This is a genomic window from Providencia sp. TYF-12 (genome assembly GCF_041344805.1).
Lineage (GTDB): Bacteria > Pseudomonadota > Gammaproteobacteria > Enterobacterales > Enterobacteriaceae > Providencia > Providencia huashanensis.
This window is the reverse complement of record NZ_CP166833.1, coordinates 1,863,759-1,887,936: the sequence shown is the minus strand read 5'-3', so window position 1 is coordinate 1,887,936 and position 24,178 is coordinate 1,863,759. Positions and strand designations below refer to the sequence as shown.

The window sequence follows — 24,178 nt, the reverse complement described above, 5'->3', positions numbered from 1 at the left end:
ATTATGATTACCTTTCAAGATGTACAGAAGATATATGAAAAAGATGGGCAATCTTTAGTTGCATTGCAAGGTATTAATTTGCATATCAATCAAGGGGACATCTTTGGTTTTATTGGTTATAGCGGCGCAGGTAAAAGCTCCCTTATCCGCTTAGTTAATCAATTAGAAAAACCTACTAATGGCGCCATCATTATTAATGAGCAAAATATTGCGCACCATACCCCTGCTGAGATACGTGCGCATAAAAAAAGTATTGGTATGATTTTTCAGCATTTCAATTTATTAGAAACTAAAACTGTCGCACAAAATATTGCTATGCCTCTGTTACTCTCAGGCGTCGATAAACAAGAAATCAATCGTCGAATTGATAATATTCTTGAATTTGTAGAGCTTAGCGATAAGAAAAACCAATACCCGGGGCAGTTATCTGGCGGGCAAAAACAACGCGTTGGTATTGCCCGAGCACTCATCAATAACCCACAAATCTTATTATGTGATGAAGCGACCTCAGCACTCGACCCACAAACAACCCGTTCAATTCTTCAATTACTAAAGAAAATTAACCAAGAGCAAAATATTACAATTTTGCTTGTCACCCATGAAATGGAGGTTATCGAACAAGTTTGTAACCGCGTTGCGGTTATGGAATCAGGCAAAATTGTCGAAGAAGGTACAGTGCTCGATATTTTTGCAAACCCACAACATCTGACAACACAAAAATTTGTTGGAACCGTTTTGAATCAGGAGATCCCCGAACGTGTTCTCCATAATTTAGAACATCAACAAGATGTCTACCGATTAGAGTTTTTAGGGGCTTCCGCTCAAGAGCCTGTTGTGAATGAGTTGATACTGAAAAATATCGTCAAAATCAATATCCTGTTTGCCAACATGAAAGAAATCAGCGGTGTAGTACTAGGGAGTATGTTTGTACAAATTATTGGTGACAAAGAAAAAATCAATGACGCAATTTTGTTTCTTCGTCATCGAGGGGTCGCAGTCAATAAGGGGGCATTATGACACCATTATTCGAAACAGCTTTAACAAGTAAACAGTTTCTACTCGCCATGTCCGAAACATTTACTATGGTCAGTGTTGCCCTCATTTTAGGAGCCGTATTCGGTATTTTGTTAGGAATATTGCTCGTAGTGACTCGGCCTGGAGGTATTTGGGAAAATAAATCCATTTATCGGATTGTAAACCCAATTATCAATGTCATTCGCTCATTACCTTTTATTATTTTATTGGTCGCAATGATCCCATTAACGCGTTTTATGGTAGGCACATCAATAGGGACAACAGCAGCAATAGTACCTTTAGTCATTTTTATCGCCCCCTATACCGCTCGCTTAGTCGAAAATTCATTGCTAAGTGTACATTCAGGAATTATTGAAGCAGCAGACTCTATGGGAGCAACTAATTGGCAAATTGTTTGGCATTTTATTTTACCTGAAGCAAAATCATCACTGATCCTTAGTCTAACAGCTGCAAGCATTACTTTAGTTGGAGCAACTGCAATGGCAGGGGCCGTCGGTGGCGGTGGTGTGGGTGACTTAGCGCTAAATTATGGTTATCAAAGATTTGATAATGTAGCAATGGCCATAACGGTTGTTACATTGATAATCATTGTACAAAGTATGCAATTTATTGGTGATTATTTAGCTAAAAAAGCACGATATCATTAACTATAGATAATACAGATAACACTGGAAGCAAGTATATATTACCGGTCAGTTAGTAATTAACTCATCCAGCATTATCTATGAATCAGTGTTATTTATTATTTATCTATTATTAAGTTAAATAGTTTAGTCCCGTATTTATATAATAATAAAATAAAAGCCCAACTCGGGCTTTTATTTTTAATATCATTCGATATGAGAGATAAATAATATAATTATACTCTTTTTGAAATACGCACATCAGTGCATTAATTTATGTTCTTAATTGAAACAATTAAGAATAAAAATTAAATTAAGTTTCATTTTGAGACAAAATAATTATTTGTATCATACAAGAGTATAGATTGAATCATCAAATCCTTTTGTGTCCCTTCTCTCATCTATATGTTCGTCATCTTGTAGTATTTCACTAAAGAATTCACCCATATTGACGTCTAATATTTTTAGTACGCGAACAAGACAATCTATGTCAATACGATTAACGCCACGCTCGTAACGAAATAATTGCTGCTCACTGATATCTATCTCTTTGGCTAACTGAAAAACCGTATAACCTTGAGCTTTTCTTAGTGCTTTAATTTTTTGTCCAACTGCACAAGCGACAGGATATTTTGTATTCATAAACATTCTCGCTTCAATTTATATTAATGAAATAAAAGTCTGCAGATAGTTAACTGCATTTTTTATTTTTATCTTTATTTAATTTGTGTAACTTTGATAAAGCTAAAGACGACTCAGCCAATATCGGAAAGAATGATATACTAGCCTTCTAATTACTTTCAACTAGTCTTAAAATGACATTGCAACTATGTAACAAATCATTTCACACTCTTAAAGTAACAATAAAATATTGTAATATCAATCAATTATAATGATCAGGACTCGTCGGTTTATGCCTATCCCCTTCAGTCACTTGGCTGATATCAGAATATTAATCTAAAAAAAACCCTTCACACCGATGTATAACCTGAAAATAAAGGAAATAAACAGAATAATTTAACACTGTAACATTATTAATGATATTAAAGTAGTACAGGCACTTGGAAGTGAAAATATGAGCATATTTGCTAGTTTTATGTAAAAAATAGTAAAAACAATAAATTTTACCTCTAAAACTATTTGGTAATATTAAACATCAATGAGTTACAAAAAGCACCATTCTGTTACAATTAACCAAAATGCTAAATTTTTAAAGCAGCAAGGTAAATATCTACCAAATCATAACTATCAAGATAACAAAACCTTAACGTTAAAAAAGTTTATTATTCACTTTACTTGATGAACATCACAAAATTATGAATAAATAATGCTAATTGATAATCTAAATTTAATATTGTTATTTTTATCGTCCCAATAGCATGGTTGGAATTAAATATCAAGAAATAACACTCAAACAGAGTTTAACTTCAGATGATAATATCATTGCATTATTGCATAATTAAGACAGATAGTGAAACTCGATATCCCACCTTATGTTACTACAATACTATTATTTTAATTAACCAATGCTTATTTAAGCCTATCAGATTATCTATCATTATTGCCAACCTCTCCAGATAAAAAATACAATTATGACTTTACATCAAATGGTTATGTAATTTTTAAGATATTGTCTCTAACCATGCAAAAATACTGTTTCAATGTTCACCTACATTTCAACAAGTTTATCTTATGTATGGTGAATAAACATTGCAGATGTCGGTTTTATTCCATAACCGCTATCTTCAAGATCAAAGTACTGCTCAGCGACTGAGTATTTACGGGGCGGTGAATTGACTTGAACTGCTGTTGAGATGGTGGGTCGTGCAGGATTTAAATTCTACGAATTTAGCCTGCGGCCTGAACCTGCAACCAGCTTGCCGAGGTATGAATTGGTGACTGAGTCTTTACGGGGTAGTGAATTGGCTTGCGCTGCTGTTGAGATGGTGGGTCGTGCAGGATTTAAATTCTACGAATTTAGCCTACGGCCTGAACCTACAACCAGCTTGCCGAGGTATGAATTGGCGACTGAGTATTTACGGGGTAGTGAATTGGCTTGAATTGCTGTTGAGATGGTGGGTCGTGCAGGATTTAAATTCTACGAATTTAGCCTACGGCCTGAACCTACAACCAGCTTGCCGAGGTATGAATTGGCGACTGAGTATTTACGGGGTAGTGAATTGGCTTGAATTGCTGTTGAGATGGTGGGTCGTGCAGGATTTAAATTCTACGAATTTAGCCTGCGGCCTGAACCTGCAACCAGCTTGCCGAGGTATGAATTGGTGACTGAGTATTTACGGGGCGGTGAATTGACTTGCGCTGCTGTTGAGATGGTGGGTCGTGCAGGATTTAAATTCTACGAATTTAGCCTGCGGCCTGAACCTACAACCAGCTTGCCGAGGTATGAATTGGCGACTGAGTATTTACGGGGCGGTGAATTGGCTTGCGCTGCTGTTGAGATGGTGGGTCGTGCAGGATTTAAATTCTACGAATTTAGCCTGCGGCCTGAACCTGCAACCAGCTTGCCGAGGTATGAATTGGTGACTGAGTATTTACGGGGCGGTGAATTGACTTGAACTGCTGTTGAGATGGTGGGTCGTGCAGGATTTAAATTCTACGAATTTAGCCTGCGGCCTGAACCTGCAACCAGCTTGCCGAGGTATGGATTGGCGACTGAGTATTTACGGGGCGGTGAATTGACTTGAACTGCTGTTGAGATGGTGGGTCGTGCAGGATTCGAACCTGCGACCAATTGATTAAAAGTCAACTGCTCTACCGACTGAGCTAACGACCCATCTGAATTGCTTGAATTGTTTGTTTCTTTTAGATGGTGGGTCGTGCAGGATTCGAACCTGCGACCAATTGATTAAAAGTCAACTGCTCTACCGACTGAGCTAACGACCCATCTGAACTGCTTGAATTGTTTGTTTCTTTTAGATGGTGGGTCGTGCAGGATTCGAACCTGCGACCAATTGATTAAAAGTCAACTGCTCTACCGACTGAGCTAACGACCCATCTAATTTCGTATTTTTAATGCGAGTAACAAATGAAGTGGTGGGCGATAGCGGGCTCGAACCACTGACCCCCTCCTTGTAAGGGAGGTGCTCTACCAACTGAGCTAATCGCCCACTTCATGACTTATTCCACATTTTCATAAATAATTGGTGGGCGATAGCGGGCTCGAACCACTGACCCCCTCCTTGTAAGGGAGGTGCTCTACCAACTGAGCTAATCGCCCAATTATTTATTTTCATCGTCAACGGTGGTGGGCGATAGCGGGCTCGAACCACTGACCCCCTCCTTGTAAGGGAGGTGCTCTACCAACTGAGCTAATCGCCCCGTCGTCGATGGAGGTGCATTATAGGGATACTGAGTTCTGAGTCAACGATTTTTCAATAGATTTTTTTCGTTCGTTGCAAAAATAATCAAGATGTTTCAATATTCGCCATAAAAGCTGCCTTTTTAATCAATTACCTATATATTTCACCCTTATTTTATCGCTCAAAAAAGTGAAAATTGTTTTCCTCCACATTTATTTTTATTTTTATCGGCAAAATAATCATTTTCTTTCCTTCTATTTTGATAACTTGATTGAGGAATCACTACAGGATGATAGAATAGAGTCACATTTTAGCAATGCTTATAAATATCACTAGCCAGAACGTCCTGCACAAACCCTATTTAATGATGTCTTGTTTCAGTTCTTCGATTGGCTAGCGAGCAAATAAGCAATTCAAAAACAATGTTTTGCAATTAAGGCAATCTCGATGAGTAAAATCAAAACCCGTTTTGCACCTAGCCCAACTGGCTATTTACACGTTGGTGGTGCTCGTACTGCTCTGTATTCCTGGTTATTTAGTCGCCACAATCAGGGCGAATTTGTCCTGCGTATTGAAGACACCGACTTAGAACGCTCAACTCAGGAAGCTATCGATGCCATTATGGACGGTATGAACTGGTTGAATTTAAATTGGGATGAGGGTCCTTATTATCAAACTAAGCGTTTCGACCGATACAATGCTGTCATTGACCAAATGTTAGATGCAGGTACTGCATATCGCTGTTACTGCTCAAAAGAGCGTTTAGAAGCGTTACGTGAACAGCAAATGGCAAACAATGAAAAACCTCGCTATGACGGTTGCTGCCGTGATCACGCTCATAACCACACTCCTGATGAACCTCACGTTGTTCGTTTCCGTAACCCACAAGAGGGTTCTGTAATTTTTGATGATAGGATTCGTGGGCCAATTGAATTTAGCAACCAAGAACTCGATGATTTAATCATTCGCCGTACAGATGGTTCACCAACTTATAACTTCTGTGTAGTTATTGATGACTGGGATATGGAAATCACTCACGTGATCCGCGGTGAAGACCATATCAATAACACGCCTCGCCAAATCAACATCCTAAAAGCATTAGGTGCACCAGTTCCAGAATATGCACACGTTTCAATGATTTTAGGTGATGACGGTAAAAAATTATCAAAACGCCATGGTGCAGTAAGTGTTATGCAATATCGTGATGATGGTTATTTACCTCAAGCACTATTAAATTACTTAGTTCGCCTAGGTTGGTCCCATGGGGATCAAGAAATTTTTACTGTTGATGAAATGAAAGAGTATTTTACTCTAGATGCGATCAGCAAATCAGCAAGTGCGTTTAATACAGATAAACTGCTGTGGTTAAACCATCACTATATCAACACACTACCTGCTGAAGAAGTAGCGACTTACCTTGCATGGCATATTGAACAGCAAAATATCGACACGAGTACAGGTCCTCAGTTAGTTGATTTAATTAAGCTATTGGGTGAACGTTGCAAGACCCTAAAAGAAATGGCCGAATCTTGTCATTATTTCTATCAAGATTTTGAAGAGTTTGATGCTGATGCGGCGAAAAAACACCTACGCCCTGTCGCTCGTCAACCATTAGAAGTAGTTAAAGACAAACTGGCTGCAATCACCGACTGGAATGCTGAAAATGTCCATAAAGCGATTGAAGCTACCGCTGAGCAACTTGAAGTCGGTATGGGGAAAGTGGGAATGCCTTTACGTGTCGCTGTAACAGGTGCAGGCCAATCACCAGGCCTTGATGTTACTGTTCATGCAATTGGCCAAGCACGCTCTATCGCTCGTATTGACAAAGCACTCTCCTTTATTAGTGAACGCGAAGCAAGCGCACAATAATAAAAACTAAAGTTTAAAAGCTCCATGTTATTTATTAGGCATGGGGCTTTTATTTAGATATGTATTCATGTCATATAAAAAATGACTTAACCCACCCATACCAATCAATTTAATCTAGGTGCTCTACCATTACGCTCAAAGCTCTTAAATAAAAAATTAGCCTAGCGGAAATAAGGAAAAGCAGCCTATCTCATCAAGCGCTTTAAATCATAACTGCAACCTAACCGTGCCAATTAGCCACTTCAATCATTTGAATTAACTGATGTTTGCTTTATATTTAAGCAGTCAGTGTCAAAACACCATTATTTGATTGACACTCCCCCTAGCCTTGAATATCATCCCAACGTCCAAAAGAATTGTATTTGGGGCTATAGCTCAGCTGGGAGAGCGCTTGCATGGCATGCAAGAGGTCAGCGGTTCGATCCCGCTTAGCTCCACCATCTAATTCCCTGTTAGGTGGCATTAATACAACATCAAAATTATTCTATTGGGGCTATAGCTCAGCTGGGAGAGCGCTTGCATGGCATGCAAGAGGTCAGCGGTTCGATCCCGCTTAGCTCCACCAATAATTTCCTCTGATTACTCGTTTCTTCTTACTAAAATCGCTTGTTTTTTTCATTAATGTCGTAAAACATCAATTTACTTTTACCTCATTTGCACTCCACTATATTTAATACTTACTACATTATTGTGCTGTATAACCGCCATCAATAGGAATAAATGCGCCTGTCATAAAGCTGCTTTCATCTGATAATAAAAAGGCGACCACATTAGCAATTTCTTCCCTTGTCGCCATCCTGCCCATTGGGTGTGTTGAAGACATCCATTCCTGAGTTGCTTGCGGTAACCTCTCAATATTAGGCGTTTGTACATAACCTGGGCCAACAGCATTAATACGAATACCTTTTTGCGCATTCTCTAACGCCACAGAGCGCGTAAGCCCTAACACTGCATGTTTTGCCGCCGTATAAGGTGCAATCCCTGCGATCCCTGTCACCCCATTACAAGCAGATAAATTGACAATCGCTCCGCCCCCACTACGCAAAATACTAGGGATGCTATATTTTAAACCATGGAACGTCCCCGTGATATCTGTTGCAACCACATCATGCCAAGCCTTTAATGGGTAATCCTCTACATTGACACCATGTGGGCCAGTGATACCCGCATTATTCACCAGATAATGCAAAGCACCGTACTGCTGCTCAATTTTTTCAATCGTTGCTTTGAAATCTTGCGCATTTGCAACATCCATTTTGATAGTGCTGATGCGTTGACCCGCTGGATCTATTTCTTTCGCAGCTTGTGTTAATGTAAGCTGATTGCGCCCTGTTATAACAACAGTCGCTCCGAGGGAATGTAATTTCTGAGCAATACCAAAGCCAACGCCTGTTGATGCGCCCGTAATAAGCGCTATTCGGTCGTTAAATTTCCCCATGATGCACCTCAATTATGATTAACCAAAGTTAACTATAAACAATTAACTTTAGTTAATCAATGTATCGTTTTATCTAAAAAGTCAATGTATACTTGAGTGATTGAATATTAAGGAACATTTTTTATGTCAGATGCTCTTGAAGATGCGCTTTCATTATTACAATGTACATTAGTGGCTCGCAGAGCGAGTTTTACCCCCGAGCAAATAACTTGGGGCCAATATGATGTACTAGAAATATTAAGGCTTAAAGGTGATTTGACGCCGAGCCAATTAAGCCAATCCCTTGGACTTTCCCGCCAAAATTTATCGAAATTTCTTCGAGTCCTAAAATCCTATGATTTTGTTGAACAGTATCAATCTGAAGAAGATAAGCGGGAACTGATCACCCACTTAACAAGAAAAGGGCATGATTTCTTACAACGTGCAGCCACTGGCCGTGCTGAAAATGCCTTAAAGGTTAAAACAGTATTAACTCAACAAGAGCAAGAACTGTTTATTAATTTGAGTAAGAAAATTACTGATTCCCTAAGCCACAAATAGCCTTAGCTGCTTAACTGCGTTTAAGTGGCTTCACAAGGCCTTCAAGCCCTTCAATTTTTAACCCTAAGGTCATTTCCATTAATTGCCCTAAACGCCCCGCAGGGAACTCTCCTTTCTTATAGAACCAAAGTAAATATTCCTCTGGCAAATCTATTAGCACACGCCCCTTGTACTTACCAAACGGCATATAGGTATTTGCTATGTCGATGAGATCTTGTTTTTCCATTTATTCTCTTACATTTTTAGTGTTGTGTCTTTGACTGCGTTTTATCTGTTCTTTTAACAGTTTTCTTTTTTATATGAAAGCAAAACGGCGCTCATTTGAACGCCGTTTTGCCAATTTAACACTTTTTTATTGATTACAAAACTAAGCCAACAACAGCTGCCGATAGGAAGCTCACTAATGTTGAACCGTATAATAGTTTCAAACCAAAGCGTGCTACTGTATTACCTTGTTTTTCATCTAACCCTTTAATTGCACCAGCAATAATACCGATAGATGAAAAGTTAGCAAAAGAGACTAAGAACACCGATAAGATACCGACAGAACGTTCTGATAAGCCACCAGCAATCGCTTGTAAGCCATCCATTGCGACAAACTCATTCGTGACCATCTTAACTGCCATGATGCCGCCAACTTGTAAAGCTTCATCCGCAGGAATACCAAGAACCCAAGCAAATGGATAAAACACGTAACCTAACATCGTTTGGAAATCAACGCCGAATACTGCAGAGAAAATACCATTAACCATCGCAATTAGGGCAATAAAACCAATCAACATAGCTGATACTATAATTGCGACTTTAAACCCAGCAAGGATATATTCGCCTAACATTTCAAAAAAGCTTTGCCCTTCATGCAAATTGCTCATTTGGATGTCTTCTTCACCTTCTGGTGGGTACGGGTTAATTAATGATAAAACAACAAAAGTACCAAACATATTAAGCACTAATGCCGCGACCACAAAGCGAGGTTCCAACATGGTCATATAAGCACCAACGATAGACATTGATACCGTAGACATTGCGGTTGCCGCCATGGTGTACATTCTGCGCTCTGACATTCTATTGAGTTGGTCTTTATACGCGATAAAGTTCTCTGACTGCCCTAACAATAATGAGCTTACTGCGTTAAATGACTCTAATTTCCCCATACCGTTCACTTTCGATAATACAGTACCGATAATGCGGATCACGATAGGTAAAATTTTGACGTGTTGTAAAATACCAATTAATGCAGAAATAAAGATGATTGGACACAAGACTTGTAAGAAAAAGAACGCTAAATTGCCCTCAATCATGCCGCCAAAAATAAATTTCGTCCCTTCCGCTGCATAGCCTAGCAAGTGAGTAAACACCCCTGCTACACCCATTACAAAAGATTCGCCGATATTAGATTTTAAGAAAAGGTAAGCCAACGCAATTTGAATAACAAGGAGTTGAATAACATAGCGGGGGCGGATCGCGCTACGGTTACTACTTGCTAAAATTGCAAGAGCAGCAATTACTACTAAGGATAAAACGAAATGCAGGATCGAGGTCATATGCGACTCCAACAAATTTAAGAATCAGTCTATGTGCATATTCTATGTAATAGACAACATTTAAATGAGACGGTGGTCACATTAATATGAAAGCTTACTAGGTGTATTTTGCAAAAAGAAGAAGGCGGTCACGTTTCAACTATAACAAAACCCTGTAATCACTTTTTTTGCACAGAAATCTTAATGAAAATTTAAGTTAAGGCTTACAACGACCTAAGTATTATTTTGTTGCTTACCACCTTGTAAGCAACAAAATTAGATTGAATATAGTTCACCATTAAATATTCAGCAAACGTATTAACTCATTTTCATCTATAACATGAATACCCAATTCATTCGCTTTCACTAATTTAGAACCTGCCGCTTCCCCTGCAATCACCATATCCGTTTTCTTAGAAACACTTCCAGCCACCTTTGCACCTAAAGCGACCAGCTTGTCTTTTGCTTCATCGCGGGTTAATACACTCATTGACCCAGTTAATACCACTGTTTTGCCAGCAAATGGACTATCAATTTCAGCACTGTTCACGACCTTCACTTCTGGCCAGTGAATATTAGCCTTAGTAATCAGGTCGTTAATAACGGCTTGGTTATGTTCTTCGCGGAAGAAATTCACGACATGTTTCGCCACCACATGACCGATATCTTGAACAGTTTTCAGTGACTCTTCGTCTGCACACATTACCGCTTCTAATGTTGCATAATGCGCTGCAAGATTAGCCGCAGTAGCTTCTCCAACTTCGCGAATACCTAATGCATAAATAAAACGTGCCAGTGTTGTTTGTTTCGATTTTTCTAGTGCAGTGACTAAGTTTTGAGCTGATTTAGGCCCCATACGGTCTAAACCAGTTAAAATACCTGCACTCAATTGATAAAGGTCAGCTGGCGTTTTGACATATTCTTTTTCAACCAGTTGATCGATAATTTTATCCCCCATGCCATCAACATCCATGGCACGACGAGAAACAAAGTGTTTTAAAGCCTCTTTGCGCTGTGCGCCACAAATCAACCCCCCAGTACAACGCGCTACGGCTTCGCCTTCAATGCGTTCAATATCAGAGCCACAAACAGGGCAATGGGTTGGAAACACGATTTCACGGCTATTAACAGGACGTTTTTCAACCACGACACTGACAATTTGCGGGATCACATCCCCTGCACGGCGGATAATAACGGTATCACCAATGTGAACCCCAAGACGTTCAATTTCATCGGCATTATGTAGCGTCGCATTGCTCACGATCACCCCGGCAACTTGCACAGGTTCAAGACGCGCAACGGGCGTAATAGCCCCAGTACGCCCGACTTGGAACTCAACGTCTTTCAATTGAGTTATTTGTTCCTGAGCTGGAAATTTAAATGCCGTAGCCCAACGTGGCGCTCGTGAAACAAAGCCTAATTCCTCTTGAATAGCAATTGAGTTGACCTTGATAACGACGCCATCGATGTCAAAACCAAGACTTGGTCGAGCTTGTTCTATTTCGCGATAAAAATCTAATACAGCTTGCGAGCCAACACACAATTGAACATAGTCACTAACAGGCAAACCCCACGCTTTAAACTGCATCAAACGCCCATAATGGGTATCAGGTAATGTTTCTCCCTCAACAACCCCAACACCATAGCAATAGAAAGTTAATGGCCTTTTCGCTGTAATGCGTGGATCAAGTTGACGTAAAGAGCCCGCTGCGGCATTACGCGGATTTGCGAATACTTTGCCATCTGTCCTACGCGCTTCTTCATTCAGTGCTTCAAACCCTTTTTGTGGCATAAAGACTTCACCACGGATCTCCACTCGATCTGGGATATTATCCCCAGTCAAACGCAAGGGGATAGCTCGGATGGTCCGTACGTTGGCAGTAATATTTTCACCAACCGTCCCATCTCCACGCGTCGCAGCCTGTACTAGCTCACCATTTTCATACAATAAACTAACTGCTAGCCCATCAAGCTTTAATTCGCAACAGAATGTAAGCTCTTCATGGTTTTTTAAGCGGTCTCTAACACGTTTATCAAAAGCTAAATAACTCGCTTCATCAAAAACATTATCTAATGACAGCATTGGAATTTCATGGCGAACCGTTTCAAACGCCGATAAAGGCGCAGCACCAACCCGCTGAGTTGGCGAATCACTCGTAATAAGCTCTGGATGTGCCTCTTCTATACTTTTCAGACGTTGCATAAGTTTATCGTATTCAACATCTGGAATTTCGGGTGCGTCTAATACATGGTACTGATATTCATGATGACGTAACTGTTTTTTTAATTGGTCTATTTCTTGCTTGGTAGTCATGATCACACTCATTAAAGATAAAAAACCCCCAGTTAAGGGGGCCTTTATAAAACGATTATTTAGTTTAACGTGCTTCTGATCCGCGCGTGGTACACCTCTATTTTTTGAGGTGTGAGCATCTTGCGCTCATCATCAAGCACAACACCACCCGCATCGGATGCGATACGCTGAGCGGCTTGTAACATCAATTTGAAATTCTGCCCTGCATCACCATAAGATGGCACCATCATAAACATGGAAACACCCGGAGTTGTGAAATCAGACATCGTTTCAGGATCAAAGGAACCTGGTTTAACCATATTGGCTAAACTAAATAATACAGGCCCAGTACCCGACGGGTTGACATGACGGTGGAATATTTTCATTTCACCAAACTGGAACCCTGCTTGAAGGATGCTTTGCAATAATACTTCACCTTGTAGCTCTTGCCCATGATGAGCTGCTACATGAAGTACCAAAACTGTCTCCTTGCTATTTGTTGTAGCAGAATCTTCCTGCGGCTCAGCTTTCGTTTCAGTGTTCGCCGTTGTTTGTTCATGTTGTATCGACTGTGGCTCTTCTTTCAGGTTATTTGAATCAATGTGTGGCTCAATCGCAGTAGGCCGCACAGGTTGGGTGCTAACTTGTGGCTCAGTAACTGACTCATCATTCATATTGATAGTCAATTGCTCTGGAGCATGAGAGGGTTCAGTGCGTACAGCCACCACAGGTTCTTCATTAGCCAGATGTTCAGAAGCCGCCGCCAATTTAGGTTCAGGCTCAACCGGAGCTACTGGCCGTATGTTTGGCTCAACTTGAGATTCATTTTTTGCTGAATCAAGTGGGTCTGCTACTGCGGGTTGAATCGCCCCCTGCTGAGTGGGTTTGTCCTCAGTAAATAATACAGAATCATCATACTCAGATGATTTATCCTGCGTTTCGCTTTTTCGACGTTTTACCGGTCTGTCGCGAAATAACGTTGACCGCTCTTTACGGCTGGTCCATAAACCATGCAGTAATAAAGCGACAATGGCTATCGCACCTACGACCACTAATATCAGACGCAAATCCTGCATCGCTGTTATCTCTAGTTGATGAATGATTATGCCAACACGGCGGAAACTACCTTAAGATTATTTCTCAATTGCTCTAAGTGCAACCCTCAGAACGATTTTCTTACAAGAAAGAGAATATTCCGCTTTCGTTTGCTGCTTTTTTAAGCAAATAATGGCTAGTCAGCCTAGTTTCATACCTATATGATACATAGTCAACCGAAAAGGAGAGAACAAGAAGTATGACCCAATCGACATTTTCGCCACAAAAAGACCATTCTGGCTTTTATTATTTTACACAAGGGTGGCGACTAGTTACACGTCCTGGTATTAAACGCTTTGTCATTTTGCCCTTATTAGCAAATATTATTTTCTTAGGAGGTGCTTTTTGGTGGTTATACACTAAGCTTGGCGGCTGGATAGACCAAGTGATGAGTTATATTCCGAGTTGGCTACAATGGCTTGATTATGTGTTTTTTCCATTAGCGGTGATTTCTATCTTATTAGTTTTTACCTATTTTTTCAGTACCATTGCAAATATTATTGCAGCCCCATTTAATGGTTGGTTATCTGAAAAACTAGAAGCCGAACTGACAGGGAAACCCGCTCCTGACACAGGAATGGCGGAACTACTAAAAGATGTTCCACGCATGATAAAACGTGAGTTTGTGCGTATTGGTTATTATTTACCCCGCGCACTTGGTTTATTGATTTTATTTTTTATTCCGGGTATTGGCCAAACCATAGCACCTGTTTTGTGGTTCCTATTTGGGGCTTGGATGATGTCAATTCAATATTGTGATTACCCATTTGATAACCATCGCGTTGGCTTTAGTGAAATGAAACAAGCGCTTGCGAAAGAACGCATGAGAAATATTCAATTTGGTGGCGTCATCAGTTTACTCATGATGCTACCTTTCGTAAATTTAGTCATCATGCCTGTTGCTGTCTGCGGCGCGACACTCATGTGGGTTGATAGGTATCGCGGACGTTACGCCCGTTACTAAGTATTTTCTAACCGATAAGCGCAGGCTTCATCGCCTGCGCATGCCAACACACACATTCACACCATCAATTTTTTGCTTTAATTTCATTCTTAGAACAATTAGATCTAAAATAGCATTTTGTTATAAGCTTATATTCAAATCATATTTGCATTAATTTGTTGTTCACGTATGTTGAATTCATATTATTTTTTGTCTTGACTGAGTGACACAGTTTTACTCGCTAACCGATTTTTAAGGATATCCCATGAGCAAAATCTATGAAGATAATTCGTTGACCATTGGACACACTCCTCTTGTGCGTTTAAAGCATTTTGGTAATGGTAATATTTTAGCAAAAGTGGAATCACGCAACCCAAGTTTCAGTGTAAAGTGCCGTATTGGCGCTAACATGATTTGGGATGCGGAGAAAAAAGGTATCCTAAATAAAGATAAAGAGTTAGTGGAACCAACGAGTGGTAATACTGGGATTGCTCTTGCTTATGTTGCCGCGGCTAGGGGGTATAAATTGACCCTTACAATGCCAGAAACCATGAGTATCGAGCGCCGTAAATTGCTCAAAGCCTTAGGGGCTAACCTTGTCCTTACTGAGGGTGCAAAAGGCATGAAAGGCGCCATTGCTAAAGCTGAAGAAATTGTCAATAGTAACCCTAAAAAGTACCTTTTACTTCAGCAATTTAACAACCCTGCCAACCCTGAAATTCACGAAAAAACAACCGGCCCTGAAATTTGGGAAGATACCGACGGTAATGTTGATGTCGTCGTTGCGGGCGTCGGAACAGGCGGTACTATCACAGGGATTGCAAAGTATCTAAAAAATACCAAAGGCAAAGAAGTTACCATCGTTGCTGTTGAGCCTGAAACTTCCCCAGTTATCACCCAAGCATTGGCAGGTGAAGAAATTAAGCCAGGGCCTCATAAAATTCAAGGTATTGGTGCTGGTTTCATCCCCGGTAACTTAGACCTAAAACTACTCGATAAAGTCATTCAAATCAGTGATGATGAGGCAGTTAAAACAGCCCGTGAATTAATGGAAAAAGAAGGTATCCTTGCGGGTATTTCATCAGGCGCTGCCATCGCAGCCGCAACAAAAATTGCTGCAGACCCTGCATATAAAGGCAAAAATATAGTCGTAATTTTACCTTCATCAGGTGAGCGTTATTTATCAACTGTTCTGTTTGCTGACATTTCTGCTGACTAACATAATTTCGTTGCAAATTCGTTAAAAAAGCACCTTAAAGGTGCTTTTTTTGTGGTGCAGATCAAAGTTTAGCACGGATGGAGATGATTTCTAATTCGGGGTTTAGTATTAAACATAGTAATTATTTTGCACCTCGAAATTAATCACTTTTTAGTCACCTCCACCGCAAACATCTGGTAGTTGCAAAGTGGCTAAAAAAACATAACTTCAGAGGCAAAAACTGAAAAAGGGTTGATACCGCACAAAGTAGGAAACCTTTTTGCAAGTTAATAATCTAACTATACGCAAACCTAGTCTATTTCATCTACAATAGGCTGGGTAATTAAAAAAACTAAAGTTATTGAGGAAATACTATGTTCCAGCAAGAAGTCACTATTACGGCACCAAATGGTCTACATACTCGTCCTGCAGCTCAATTTGTGAAAGAAGCAAAAGCATTCTCTTCTGATATTTCTTTGATTTCTGGCGGCAAATCCGCTAGCGCAAAAAGCCTGTTCAAATTACAAACTTTGGGTTTAACTCAAGGTACAGTGGTCACCATTTCCGCTGAAGGTGAAGATGAGAAAGAAGCCGTTGAACATTTAGTTAAACTGATGGGCGAATTAGAATAATTTCGCACGCAAGAGAAACGTCTTACCGATCTCATTCGCTGTCCCTGAATGATATCATTCGGGGATATTTATATAATCGGTATAACCATAGCGGTCTCTGCAATATCAGAACTCCTAGCACTAGCAGCAGTAAGGTAATATTATGATTTCAGGAATTTTAGTATCCCCGGGTTTTGCTTTTGGTCAGGCTTTAATCCTCAAAGAAGATCCTATCGTTGTTAGCACAAAAAAGATTGCTGACGATCAGGCAGATAAAGAAATTGCACGCTTTATTGAGGGTCGTAACAAATCAGCCGAACAACTCACTTTAATTAAAGAGAAAGCCGAAAAAAATCTTGGAGCCGAAAAAGCTGAGATTTTTGAAGGTCATATTATGCTGCTAGAAGATGAAGAGCTTGAACAAGAAATAATCTCTTTGATTAAAGGCGACAAAAAAACGGCTGATGCTGCCGCCTATTCCGTTATTGAAGACCAAGCCCAAGCACTTGAGTCCCTAGATGATGAGTATCTGAAAGAACGTGCTGCCGATGTACGCGATATCGGTAAGCGCCTACTAAAAAATATTTTAAATATTCCAATTGTTGATTTAAGCGCTATCGACAAAGAAGTGATTTTGGTTGCTGCTGATTTAACGCCTTCCGAAACCGCACAACTGAACTTAGATAAAGTTCTGGGTTTTATCACCGATTTAGGTGGTCGTACATCACACACCTCAATTATGGCTCGTTCTCTTGAGTTGCCTGCTATTGTCGGCACGAGTGATGCAACCAGTAAAATTAAAAATGGTGATTTTATCGTATTAGATGGTGTAAATAACACTATCTACTTAAACCCATCAGAAGCTGAAGTTGATAAGTTAAAAGCTTTCCGTGATGAATATCTGCAAGAAAAAGAAGAGCTCGCAAAATTAAAAGATTTGCCAGCAATCACACTTGATGGACATCAAGTTGAAGTCTGTGCAAATATTGGTACTGTACGTGATGTCGCAGGGGCTGAACGTAATGGTGCAGAAGGTGTTGGCCTCTATCGTACCGAATTTTTATTTATGGATAGGGATTCATTCCCAAGCGAAGAAGAACAATTCCAAGCATATAAAGCCGTTGCAGAGTCAATGGGCAGCCAAGCTGTTATTGTTCGTACAATGGATATTGGTGGTGATAAAGACCTGCCGTATATGAATTTGCCAAAAGAAGAAAACCCTTTCCTTGGTTGGCGTGCAATTCGTATTTGTCTTGACCGCAAAGAAATTCTACACTCACAATTAAGAGCTATTTTAAGAGCGTCTAAATTTGGTAAACTGCGTATTATGTTCCCAATGGTCATTTCCGTTGAAGAAGTTCGTGAACTAAAAGCAGAACTTGAGATACTAAAAGCTCAATTACGCGAAGAAGGCAAAGCCTTTGATGAAGCAATTGAAGTTGGTGTTATGGTGGAAACACCAGCAGCAGCAGTTATTGCTCGTCATTTGGCAAAAGAAGTTGATTTCTTTAGTATTGGGACGAACGATCTAACTCAATACACTTTAGCGGTTGACCGTGGTAATGAACTGATTTCTCATCTTTACAACCCAATGTCACCAGCTGTCCTAAACTTAATTAAGCAAGTGATTGATGCATCACATGCAGAAGGTAAATGGACAGGGATGTGCGGGGAACTCGCAGGAGATGAGCGTGCAACCTTATTGCTACTTGGCATGGGGCTGGATGAATTTAGTATGAGCGCAATATCAATTCCACGTATCAAAAAATTAATTCGCAATGCGAACTTTGTTGATACTCAGGCTCTGGCTGAACAAGCACTTGCTCAACCAACAGCAGATGAATTGATGAAACTTGTAGATACCTTTATCCAAGAAAAAACGTTATGCTAGGAACAGCACATTAGTTCGGTCCCATATAAAACGATTAGGAGAAGGTCCATGGGTCTGTTTGACAAACTGAAATCACTCGTTTCGGAAGACAAAAGTAGCAGTGGTAGTATTGAAATTATCGCCCCTTTATCTGGTGAGATTGTCAATATTGAAGATGTTCCAGATGTTGTATTCGCAGAAAAGATTGTTGGTGATGGTATTGCGATTAAACCAGCAGGGAATAAAATTGTCGCTCCTGTAGATGGTACAATTGGTAAAATCTTTGAAACTAACCATGCATTTTCTATTGAATCAGATGATGGTATAGAGCTATTTGTTCACTTCGGAATTGATACAGTTGAACTCAAAGGCGAAGGTTTCAAACGTATCGCTGAAGAAGGCCAAACCGTCAAGAAAGGTGATTTAATCATCGAATTCGATTTAGCACTGCTAGAAGAAAAAGCCAAATCGGTTCTCACTCCTGTTGTTATTTCTAACATGGATGAAATTAAAGAACTGAATAAACTAACGGGTTCAGTGACCGTTGGTGAAACAGTTATCATGCGTATAAAGAAATAGCCTAGCTATCCGCTCTATTCGCTAGACAAAGCCGTCAGGCCCTTGCCTGATGGCTTTACTCGTTCTTAGCCTGAGTTAACCTTACTGGTTAAATACCCCAGTCGATAAATAACGGTCTCCTCGGTCACAAATTACCGCAACAATCACCGCACCTGGGTTCTCTTTTGCTACTTTTAAAGCCCCTGCTACTGCTCCACCAGAACTGACACCACAGAATATCCCCTCAATTTTTGCCAAAGCCCTCATGGTTTCTTCGGCTTCTTGTTGGTTGATATCTAATACACTGTCAACTAATGAATCATCAAAAATACCGGGAAGATACCCCGGCGACCAACGTCTGATCCCTGGGATTTGGCTTTTTTCTGCGGGCTGCAACCCAACAATCTGTACATCGGTTGATTGGGATTTTAAATAACGGCTGACCCCTGTGATAGTCCCTGTTGTTCCCATGCTAGAGACAAAATGGGTGACCCTCCCCTGTGTCTGCCGCCAAATTTCTGGGCCGGTTGTTTTAAAATGAGCTAATGGGTTATCTGGGTTATTAAATTGGTCTAATACAGTCCCTTCCCCCCTGAGCGCCATTTCTTTAGCGAGATCTCGAGCACCTTCCATTCCCACTGCGGTACTCACTAAAATAAGCTCCGCACCATACGCTTGCATAGATGCTTGGCGCTCTTTACTCATGTTATCTGGCATCAGTAATTTTAGTTTATAGCCTTTTAGTGCAGCTATCATCGCTAGTGCTATCCCTGTATTGCCGCTCGTCGCTTCAATAAGCGTATCCCCAGGTTTAATTTCCCCTCGTTCTTCAGCTTCTTTGATCATCGAATAGGCAGCCCTATCTTTCACTGAACCCGCAGGGTTATTACCTTCTAGCTTAACCCAAATTTCAGCATTAACCCCTTGAACCAAGCGCTGAAGTTTTACTAAAGGTGTATTACCGATAAACTGTTCCAGAGTTGACACTTTACCATCCTTATAATTTTTATTTATAGATAGGAGCAAATAGAAATAAGATATTACTCCAATATTAGCGCGTGAAAAATGAAATCTATTCACATTAATATTAGAAAAATAGATTATCTTTATTACCATTATTGATATAGCTAATTGATATAATATATTACTATAAGTTTATATGATTACCAGTTATATTTAACAGAAAAAATAAAATAATACACATAAATATCAATGAATTACAAGAAAAAACGACGTGATTGTTGGGCTAAATACTATTCATAAATAGCCCAACAACAGAAAAGAGAGATACTTAAGATGTCATAAAAATAAATAGCATTTATTATCTATTTATATAAATGCTATCAACAATAACAATTTATATTCATGCACTTTCCGCTAATTGAGGAAATAATAACTCCGTGTTTCCTTGGTAAATTTTAACCTGCTTGCTACCTAAAAAGTAACGTTCACCTCGTGTCGGTATTGTTGCTGCGGACTGCCAAACAACAGATATTGGGTCATTTCCCCACCCTAATGGTTGAACTGTTAATTGCCAAAAATGACCTCTTGGACCAGATTCTGTTACCCTAACAGGTAAACGGTGTTGTTCATCCACTTCAGGTTGTAATGATATTTCCCAAGGCCTAAGAAATACATCGACCTCTCCTTGATGAGCACTGCTATGATTAAGCGAAAATTCATAACCGCCGATATTGAGCATTGACCCCCTGATTTGTGCTGAGATTTGGTTAACTTCCCCCATAAACTCAAGAACAAAGCGAGTCTCAGGGCTCTGCCAAATAGCACTTGGCGTCCCAACCTGCTCAATATGCCCTTCACTCATAACGACGACCCTATCTGCCACTTCCATGGCTTCTTCCTGATCATGAGTGACAAACACACTAGTAAATTTTAACTCGTCATGTAATTGACGTAGCCAGCGGCGTAGCTCAACACGAACTTGCGCATCAAGAGCTCCAAAAGGCTCATCAAGCAATAAAATTTGCGGGTCAACCGCCAGTGCACGTGCTAAAGCTACACGTTGCTTTTGCCCACCAGAGAGCTGTGCAGGATAACGGGAAGCCAAGTGAGATAATTGCACCATCTCCAATAGTTGCATGGCTTTTTGTTTGATAGCTTGTGTGGATGGTCGCTGCTTACGCGGTAGAACTGTTAAGCCAAAAGCGACATTATCAAATACCGTCATATGACGAAATAATGCATAATGCTGAAAAACAAAACCTACATGCCTATCCTTTGCATGTATTTTACTGACATCTTGGCCGTGGAAACGCAAAGTACCGTAACTTTGTTGCTCAAGCCCTGCGATTATCCTTAATAGCGTTGTTTTACCTGAACCAGAAGGCCCCAATAGCGCCACCATCTCACCCGATGCAATATCCAGTGAAATACCGTTGAGTACTTGGGTTTTCCCAAATAACTTACCGATTTTTTCAATTTCAATACTCATGATCAATGGACTCCTGATTCAGACTGCTGACGATTTAAATGCCATTGCAATGCGCTTTTAAGGATTAATGTAATGATGGCCATTACAGCGAGGACCCCTGCGGCAGTAAATGCACCGACAGTGTTATAATCCTGATGTAATAATTCAACTTGTAACGGTAAGGTATAGGTCTCACCACGAATAGCACCGGAAACCACGGATACCGCACCAAATTCCCCAATCGCCCGAGCATTGGTCAGTACAACACCATATAGCAACGCCCAACGGATATTCGGTAATGTCACTCGCCAAAACATTTTCCACCCTGAAGCCCCCAGCAATACCGCGGCTTCATCTTCTTGGCTGCCTTGGCTTAACATCAATGGTACCAATTCACGCACAACAAATGGGCAAGTCACAAAAATCGTCACTAAAGCCATTCCTGGCCATGAAAACATAACTTGAATATCAAACCCTTCAAGCCAACCACCAAACCAGCTATTAGAACCATAAAATAGCAAATACAATAAACCTGCGACGACGGGGGAAACCGCAAATGGGATATCAACTAATGTAAGCAGTAACTGCCGACCTGGAAAATGAAAACGCGTGACGAGCCATGCCATCATTGTGCCAAAAACCAAATTTACAGGTACGGTAATTAAGGCAATTAACACAGTTAGCCCAATCGCATGTAACATGTCAGGGTCTGCTAAATTCAGTAAAACGGTATCTAAGCCTTTTTGAAATGCTGTAATAAAAATCCAAATAATTGGGATAACCAATAGCAAAACTGAGAACAGAATACCAATGGCTATTAATAACCATTTCCCCCAGTTGATTTGGGAACGATTAGCAGCATGAATAGGTGTAACTTGTGCCATTACTTACCCCCTAATCGTTTACCAAAACGGCTTTGTACTAAGTTAACACTAAATAAAAGCAGCAATGAAACCGCCAAAATAACGGATGCGACAGCACTCGCCGCAGGGTAATCAAATTGCTGTAATTGACTGAAAATCATTAATGAAACTACTTCTGTTTGCCAAGCAATGTTACCTGCAATAAAGATAATGGCACCAAATTCCCCCAAACTACGAGTAAAAGACAACACTGTACCCGCTAAAAGAGCTGGGGAAAGTTCAGGTAATACGACTCGTCTAAATGTTTGCCAGCGGCTAGCACCGAGCGTTTGCGCCGCTTCTTCATATTCAGGCCCTAACTCTTCTAAAACAGGCTGCACGGTACGCACTACAAATGGGATACTGGTAAACGCCATTGCTACCGCAATTCCTAACCATGTATTCACAACTTTAATGTCGAACTGGTGAAGGTATTGACCATACCAACCAGAAGTTGCAAACAATGTCGCGAGTGTCAAACCAGCGACGGCGGTAGGTAATGCAAAAGGCAAATCAACTAAACCATCTAAAAACAGACGTCCAGGAAAGCGATAGCGAGTCAAAATCCAAGCTAATAATAGGCCAAAGACAGCATTAAATAGACTGGCAACCAGCGCTGACAACAAAGTTACTTTGTAGGCGGCAACCACTTGCGGGTAACTAATCACCGCCCAATATTGCTGCCATGTCATATCTGACAGTTGTATTACCAATGCACTCATGGGTAGCAGCAAAATCAAACAGGTATAAAATAAGCTGCTCCCTAATGTCAGCCCAAAGCCTGGTAGAAAGCGCTTTCCTGAACGACTCATTAACGGCGCCCTTGAGCCATTAGTTCGTCAAACTCGCCACCTGTTGCAAAATGCACATCCATCACTTTTGGCCAGCTTTCAAATTGAGACTCAACTGTAAAAAGTTTTGTCTCTGGGAATTTAGCCTTATTCGCTTCCATTACGGCTTTATCATTCACGCGATAATTAAAGCTAGTAATAATTTCTTGGGCTTGAGGGCTATATAAATAATTCAAATAAGCTTTAGCGACATCTTCTGAACCATTTTTTTGTACATTTTTATTAACCCAAGTCACTGGAAATTCAGCCAAAATATCAACTGGTGGTACAATCACTTCATAATCAGACTCACCATATTGACTACGAATGTTGTTCACTTCTGATTCGAAGCTAATCAATACATCACCTAGCTCTCTTTCAATAAAAGAGGTAGTTGCACCACGGCCACCAGTGTCGAATACTTCGACATTTTTTAGGAATTGCTTCATTTGCTCACGTGTTTTTGCTTGGTCACCATTGTTTTCTTGGTTAAAAGCCCCCCATGCAGCAAGGTAGGTATAGCGGCCATTTCCAGATGTTTTTGGGTTTGGAAATATTAATTTTACGTCTTCACGTACCAAATCATCCCACGTCTTAATTCCCTTAGGGTTTCCTTTACGCACTAAAAACGCCATTGTGGAGTAATAAGGTGAACTATTATTTGGTAATCGAGCTTGCCAGTCAGCAGGGATCAATTTGCCTTTATCGTGCAAAATTTGCACATCTGTAACTTGATTATAAGTGACAACATCGGCTTTCAACCCCTGCAATATTGCTAGCGCTTGCTTCGATGAACCCGCGTGGGATTGTTTAATCGTTAATTTGTCGTCTGGATGTGCTTCATTCCACTGTTTTTCAAATGAAGGGTTTAATGCCACAAATAACTCACGGGCAATGTCATAAGAGCTATTAAGGAGTTCTGCGGCAATTAATGGCGTGCTGCCGAATAACGATGCCGTCGCTAAGCTTGCTAATGCTGTTTTTTTCAAAAATGATTTTTTCATTCCACACCCATTCATAACTAAACCAAAACGACTAAGATTAAAAACACTGTATCTGTTTTGGTTATAACTGTGTAGTTATCAATCACCTTTTGATA

The 24,178-nt window shown here is 40.3% G+C and carries 22 protein-coding genes and 8 tRNA genes; 13 read left to right on the top strand and 17 right to left on the bottom strand.

Features of this window, described 5'->3' with window-relative positions; genetic code table 11:
• Positions 1–3: 3 nt before the first annotated feature.
• The gene (locus ABE954_RS08430; protein WP_048607576.1) at positions 4–1,017 is read left to right on the top strand and encodes a methionine ABC transporter ATP-binding protein; all 1,014 of its coding nucleotides are present in this window, start codon (positions 4–6) and stop codon (positions 1,015–1,017) included.
• Positions 1,014–1,682, top strand: a complete 669-nt coding sequence (locus ABE954_RS08425) for a methionine ABC transporter permease (RefSeq protein WP_042844584.1) — start codon at positions 1,014–1,016, stop codon at positions 1,680–1,682. The genes ABE954_RS08430 and ABE954_RS08425 overlap by 4 nt, the downstream gene beginning before the upstream one ends.
• 324 nt (positions 1,683–2,006) lie before the next feature.
• Here the strand turns inward: ABE954_RS08425 and ABE954_RS08420 are convergent, their stop codons facing one another.
• A complete protein-coding gene (locus tag ABE954_RS08420) occupies positions 2,007–2,300 on the bottom strand; it encodes a helix-turn-helix domain-containing protein (RefSeq protein WP_042844586.1) in 294 nt (97 codons plus the stop codon).
• Positions 2,301–3,472: 1,172 nt separating this feature from the next.
• On the opposite strand from ABE954_RS08420, the gene ABE954_RS08415 reads away from it, so the two are divergent.
• Positions 3,473–3,718: a hypothetical protein gene (locus tag ABE954_RS08415; protein ID WP_166687207.1), complete on the top strand. Its 246-nt coding sequence runs from the start codon at positions 3,473–3,475 to the stop codon at positions 3,716–3,718.
• Between the two features lie 141 nt (positions 3,719–3,859).
• On the top strand, positions 3,860–4,234 hold the full coding sequence (locus ABE954_RS08410; protein ID WP_166732521.1) for a hypothetical protein: 375 nt from the start codon (positions 3,860–3,862) through the stop codon (positions 4,232–4,234).
• A gap of 142 nt (positions 4,235–4,376) precedes the next feature.
• Here ABE954_RS08410 and ABE954_RS08405 read toward each other — a convergent pair.
• From ABE954_RS08405 to ABE954_RS08380, 6 genes are all read right to left on the bottom strand, one after another.
• Positions 4,377–4,452: transfer RNA gene (locus tag ABE954_RS08405), tRNA-Lys, on the bottom strand.
• Positions 4,453–4,486: 34 nt separating this feature from the next.
• Positions 4,487–4,562: transfer RNA gene (locus ABE954_RS08400), tRNA-Lys, on the bottom strand.
• 34 nt (positions 4,563–4,596) lie between these two features.
• Positions 4,597–4,672 (bottom strand) — tRNA-Lys (locus ABE954_RS08395).
• 38 nt (positions 4,673–4,710) lie between these two features.
• Positions 4,711–4,786: transfer RNA gene (locus tag ABE954_RS08390), tRNA-Val, on the bottom strand.
• A 34-nt stretch (positions 4,787–4,820) separates the two neighbouring features.
• Positions 4,821–4,896, bottom strand: a tRNA-Val gene (locus tag ABE954_RS08385).
• Positions 4,897–4,921: 25 nt separating this feature from the next.
• Positions 4,922–4,997, bottom strand: a tRNA-Val gene (locus tag ABE954_RS08380).
• 428 nt (positions 4,998–5,425) lie between these two features.
• Here ABE954_RS08380 and gltX point away from each other — a divergent pair.
• The 3 genes from gltX (at position 5,426) to ABE954_RS08365 (ending at position 7,412) form a co-directional block, all read left to right on the top strand.
• A complete protein-coding gene (gene gltX / locus ABE954_RS08375; RefSeq protein ID WP_042844589.1) occupies positions 5,426–6,847 on the top strand; it encodes a glutamate--tRNA ligase in 1,422 nt (473 codons plus the stop codon).
• Positions 6,848–7,211: 364 nt separating this feature from the next.
• Positions 7,212–7,287, top strand: a tRNA-Ala gene (locus tag ABE954_RS08370).
• Between the two features lie 49 nt (positions 7,288–7,336).
• Positions 7,337–7,412, top strand: a tRNA-Ala gene (locus ABE954_RS08365).
• Positions 7,413–7,532: 120 nt separating this feature from the next.
• Here ABE954_RS08365 and ABE954_RS08360 read toward each other — a convergent pair.
• Positions 7,533–8,285: an SDR family NAD(P)-dependent oxidoreductase gene (locus tag ABE954_RS08360; RefSeq protein ID WP_048607825.1), complete on the bottom strand. Its 753-nt coding sequence runs from the start codon at positions 8,283–8,285 to the stop codon at positions 7,533–7,535.
• A 123-nt stretch (positions 8,286–8,408) separates the two neighbouring features.
• Here ABE954_RS08360 and ABE954_RS08355 point away from each other — a divergent pair, with 123 nt between their 5' ends.
• Positions 8,409–8,825, top strand: coding sequence for a MarR family winged helix-turn-helix transcriptional regulator (locus ABE954_RS08355; RefSeq protein ID WP_042844593.1), 417 nt, complete (start codon positions 8,409–8,411; stop codon positions 8,823–8,825).
• Positions 8,826–8,835: 10 nt separating this feature from the next.
• Here ABE954_RS08355 and ABE954_RS08350 read toward each other — a convergent pair whose 3' ends face one another.
• From ABE954_RS08350 to zipA, 4 genes are all read right to left on the bottom strand, one after another.
• Positions 8,836–9,051, bottom strand: coding sequence for a DUF3820 family protein (locus tag ABE954_RS08350; RefSeq protein WP_042844595.1), 216 nt, complete (start codon positions 9,049–9,051; stop codon positions 8,836–8,838).
• A gap of 133 nt (positions 9,052–9,184) precedes the next feature.
• Positions 9,185–10,369: a NupC/NupG family nucleoside CNT transporter gene (locus ABE954_RS08345; protein ID WP_042844596.1), complete on the bottom strand. Its 1,185-nt coding sequence runs from the start codon at positions 10,367–10,369 to the stop codon at positions 9,185–9,187.
• A 277-nt stretch (positions 10,370–10,646) separates the two neighbouring features.
• A complete protein-coding gene (ligA, locus tag ABE954_RS08340; protein WP_042844597.1) occupies positions 10,647–12,662 on the bottom strand; it encodes an NAD-dependent DNA ligase LigA in 2,016 nt (671 codons plus the stop codon).
• Positions 12,663–12,721: 59 nt separating this feature from the next.
• Positions 12,722–13,717 (bottom strand): cell division protein ZipA, encoded by a 996-nt coding sequence (gene zipA, locus ABE954_RS08335; RefSeq protein ID WP_048607828.1) that lies wholly within the window; start codon positions 13,715–13,717, stop codon positions 12,722–12,724.
• Between the two features lie 218 nt (positions 13,718–13,935).
• Here zipA and cysZ point away from each other — a divergent pair, with 218 nt between their 5' ends.
• The 5 genes from cysZ (at position 13,936) to crr (ending at position 18,937) form a co-directional block, all read left to right on the top strand.
• Positions 13,936–14,700 (top strand): sulfate transporter CysZ, encoded by a 765-nt coding sequence (gene cysZ, locus ABE954_RS08330; protein WP_042844599.1) that lies wholly within the window; start codon positions 13,936–13,938, stop codon positions 14,698–14,700.
• 244 nt (positions 14,701–14,944) lie between these two features.
• Positions 14,945–15,898, top strand: coding sequence for a cysteine synthase A (gene cysK, locus ABE954_RS08325; protein WP_048607831.1), 954 nt, complete (start codon positions 14,945–14,947; stop codon positions 15,896–15,898).
• A gap of 353 nt (positions 15,899–16,251) precedes the next feature.
• Positions 16,252–16,509, top strand: coding sequence for a phosphocarrier protein Hpr (gene ptsH, locus ABE954_RS08320; RefSeq protein ID WP_004264876.1), 258 nt, complete (start codon positions 16,252–16,254; stop codon positions 16,507–16,509).
• Between the two features lie 142 nt (positions 16,510–16,651).
• Positions 16,652–18,379, top strand: a complete 1,728-nt coding sequence (gene ptsI, locus ABE954_RS08315; RefSeq protein WP_042844601.1) for a phosphoenolpyruvate-protein phosphotransferase PtsI — start codon at positions 16,652–16,654, stop codon at positions 18,377–18,379.
• Between the two features lie 48 nt (positions 18,380–18,427).
• Positions 18,428–18,937 carry a PTS glucose transporter subunit IIA gene (gene crr, locus ABE954_RS08310; protein WP_004264878.1) on the top strand — a complete coding sequence of 170 codons (510 nt, stop codon included), beginning with the start codon at positions 18,428–18,430 and terminating at the stop codon, positions 18,935–18,937.
• An 81-nt stretch (positions 18,938–19,018) separates the two neighbouring features.
• On the opposite strand, the gene cysM is transcribed toward crr, so the two are convergent.
• The 5 genes from cysM to ABE954_RS08285 form a co-directional block, all read right to left on the bottom strand.
• Positions 19,019–19,903 (bottom strand): cysteine synthase CysM, encoded by an 885-nt coding sequence (gene cysM, locus ABE954_RS08305; protein WP_042844602.1) that lies wholly within the window; start codon positions 19,901–19,903, stop codon positions 19,019–19,021.
• Between the two features lie 376 nt (positions 19,904–20,279).
• On the bottom strand, positions 20,280–21,368 hold the full coding sequence (gene cysA, locus ABE954_RS08300; protein ID WP_042844604.1) for a sulfate/thiosulfate ABC transporter ATP-binding protein CysA: 1,089 nt from the start codon (positions 21,366–21,368) through the stop codon (positions 20,280–20,282).
• 2 nt (positions 21,369–21,370) lie between these two features.
• Positions 21,371–22,231, bottom strand: a complete 861-nt coding sequence (cysW, locus tag ABE954_RS08295; protein WP_042844605.1) for a sulfate/thiosulfate ABC transporter permease CysW — start codon at positions 22,229–22,231, stop codon at positions 21,371–21,373.
• Positions 22,231–23,061: a sulfate/thiosulfate ABC transporter permease CysT gene (gene cysT, locus ABE954_RS08290; RefSeq protein WP_042844606.1), complete on the bottom strand. Its 831-nt coding sequence runs from the start codon at positions 23,059–23,061 to the stop codon at positions 22,231–22,233. Before cysT ends, cysW begins: the two co-directional genes overlap by 1 nt.
• Positions 23,061–24,083 (bottom strand): sulfate ABC transporter substrate-binding protein, encoded by a 1,023-nt coding sequence (locus ABE954_RS08285; protein ID WP_371025849.1) that lies wholly within the window; start codon positions 24,081–24,083, stop codon positions 23,061–23,063. Before ABE954_RS08285 ends, cysT begins: the two co-directional genes overlap by 1 nt.
• Between the last annotated feature and the right edge of the window lie 95 nt (positions 24,084–24,178).

Excerpts from the sequence above, each read along its gene's own strand:
- ABE954_RS08430 (WP_048607576.1), top strand. The coding sequence starts at position 4 with ATGATTACCTTTCAAGATGTACAGAAGATATATGAAAAAGATGGGCAA.
- ABE954_RS08425 (WP_042844584.1), top strand. The coding sequence starts at position 1,014 with ATGACACCATTATTCGAAACAGCTTTAACAAGTAAACAGTTTCTACTC.
- ABE954_RS08420 (WP_042844586.1), bottom strand. The coding sequence starts at position 2,300 with ATGAATACAAAATATCCTGTCGCTTGTGCAGTTGGACAAAAAATTAAA.
- ABE954_RS08415 (WP_166687207.1), top strand. The coding sequence starts at position 3,473 with ATGGTGGGTCGTGCAGGATTTAAATTCTACGAATTTAGCCTGCGGCCT.
- ABE954_RS08410 (WP_166732521.1), top strand. The coding sequence starts at position 3,860 with ATGGTGGGTCGTGCAGGATTTAAATTCTACGAATTTAGCCTGCGGCCT.
- gltX (WP_042844589.1), top strand. The coding sequence starts at position 5,426 with ATGAGTAAAATCAAAACCCGTTTTGCACCTAGCCCAACTGGCTATTTA.
- ABE954_RS08360 (WP_048607825.1), bottom strand. The coding sequence starts at position 8,285 with ATGGGGAAATTTAACGACCGAATAGCGCTTATTACGGGCGCATCAACA.
- ABE954_RS08355 (WP_042844593.1), top strand. The coding sequence starts at position 8,409 with ATGTCAGATGCTCTTGAAGATGCGCTTTCATTATTACAATGTACATTA.
- ABE954_RS08350 (WP_042844595.1), bottom strand. The coding sequence starts at position 9,051 with ATGGAAAAACAAGATCTCATCGACATAGCAAATACCTATATGCCGTTT.
- ABE954_RS08345 (WP_042844596.1), bottom strand. The coding sequence starts at position 10,369 with ATGACCTCGATCCTGCATTTCGTTTTATCCTTAGTAGTAATTGCTGCT.
- ligA (WP_042844597.1), bottom strand. The coding sequence starts at position 12,662 with ATGACTACCAAGCAAGAAATAGACCAATTAAAAAAACAGTTACGTCAT.
- zipA (WP_048607828.1), bottom strand. The coding sequence starts at position 13,717 with ATGCAGGATTTGCGTCTGATATTAGTGGTCGTAGGTGCGATAGCCATT.
- cysZ (WP_042844599.1), top strand. The coding sequence starts at position 13,936 with ATGACCCAATCGACATTTTCGCCACAAAAAGACCATTCTGGCTTTTAT.
- cysK (WP_048607831.1), top strand. The coding sequence starts at position 14,945 with ATGAGCAAAATCTATGAAGATAATTCGTTGACCATTGGACACACTCCT.
- ptsH (WP_004264876.1), top strand. The coding sequence starts at position 16,252 with ATGTTCCAGCAAGAAGTCACTATTACGGCACCAAATGGTCTACATACT.
- ptsI (WP_042844601.1), top strand. The coding sequence starts at position 16,652 with ATGATTTCAGGAATTTTAGTATCCCCGGGTTTTGCTTTTGGTCAGGCT.
- crr (WP_004264878.1), top strand. The coding sequence starts at position 18,428 with ATGGGTCTGTTTGACAAACTGAAATCACTCGTTTCGGAAGACAAAAGT.
- cysA (WP_042844604.1), bottom strand. The coding sequence starts at position 21,368 with ATGAGTATTGAAATTGAAAAAATCGGTAAGTTATTTGGGAAAACCCAA.
- cysW (WP_042844605.1), bottom strand. The coding sequence starts at position 22,231 with ATGGCACAAGTTACACCTATTCATGCTGCTAATCGTTCCCAAATCAAC.
- cysT (WP_042844606.1), bottom strand. The coding sequence starts at position 23,061 with ATGAGTCGTTCAGGAAAGCGCTTTCTACCAGGCTTTGGGCTGACATTA.
- ABE954_RS08285 (WP_371025849.1), bottom strand. The coding sequence starts at position 24,083 with ATGAAAAAATCATTTTTGAAAAAAACAGCATTAGCAAGCTTAGCGACG.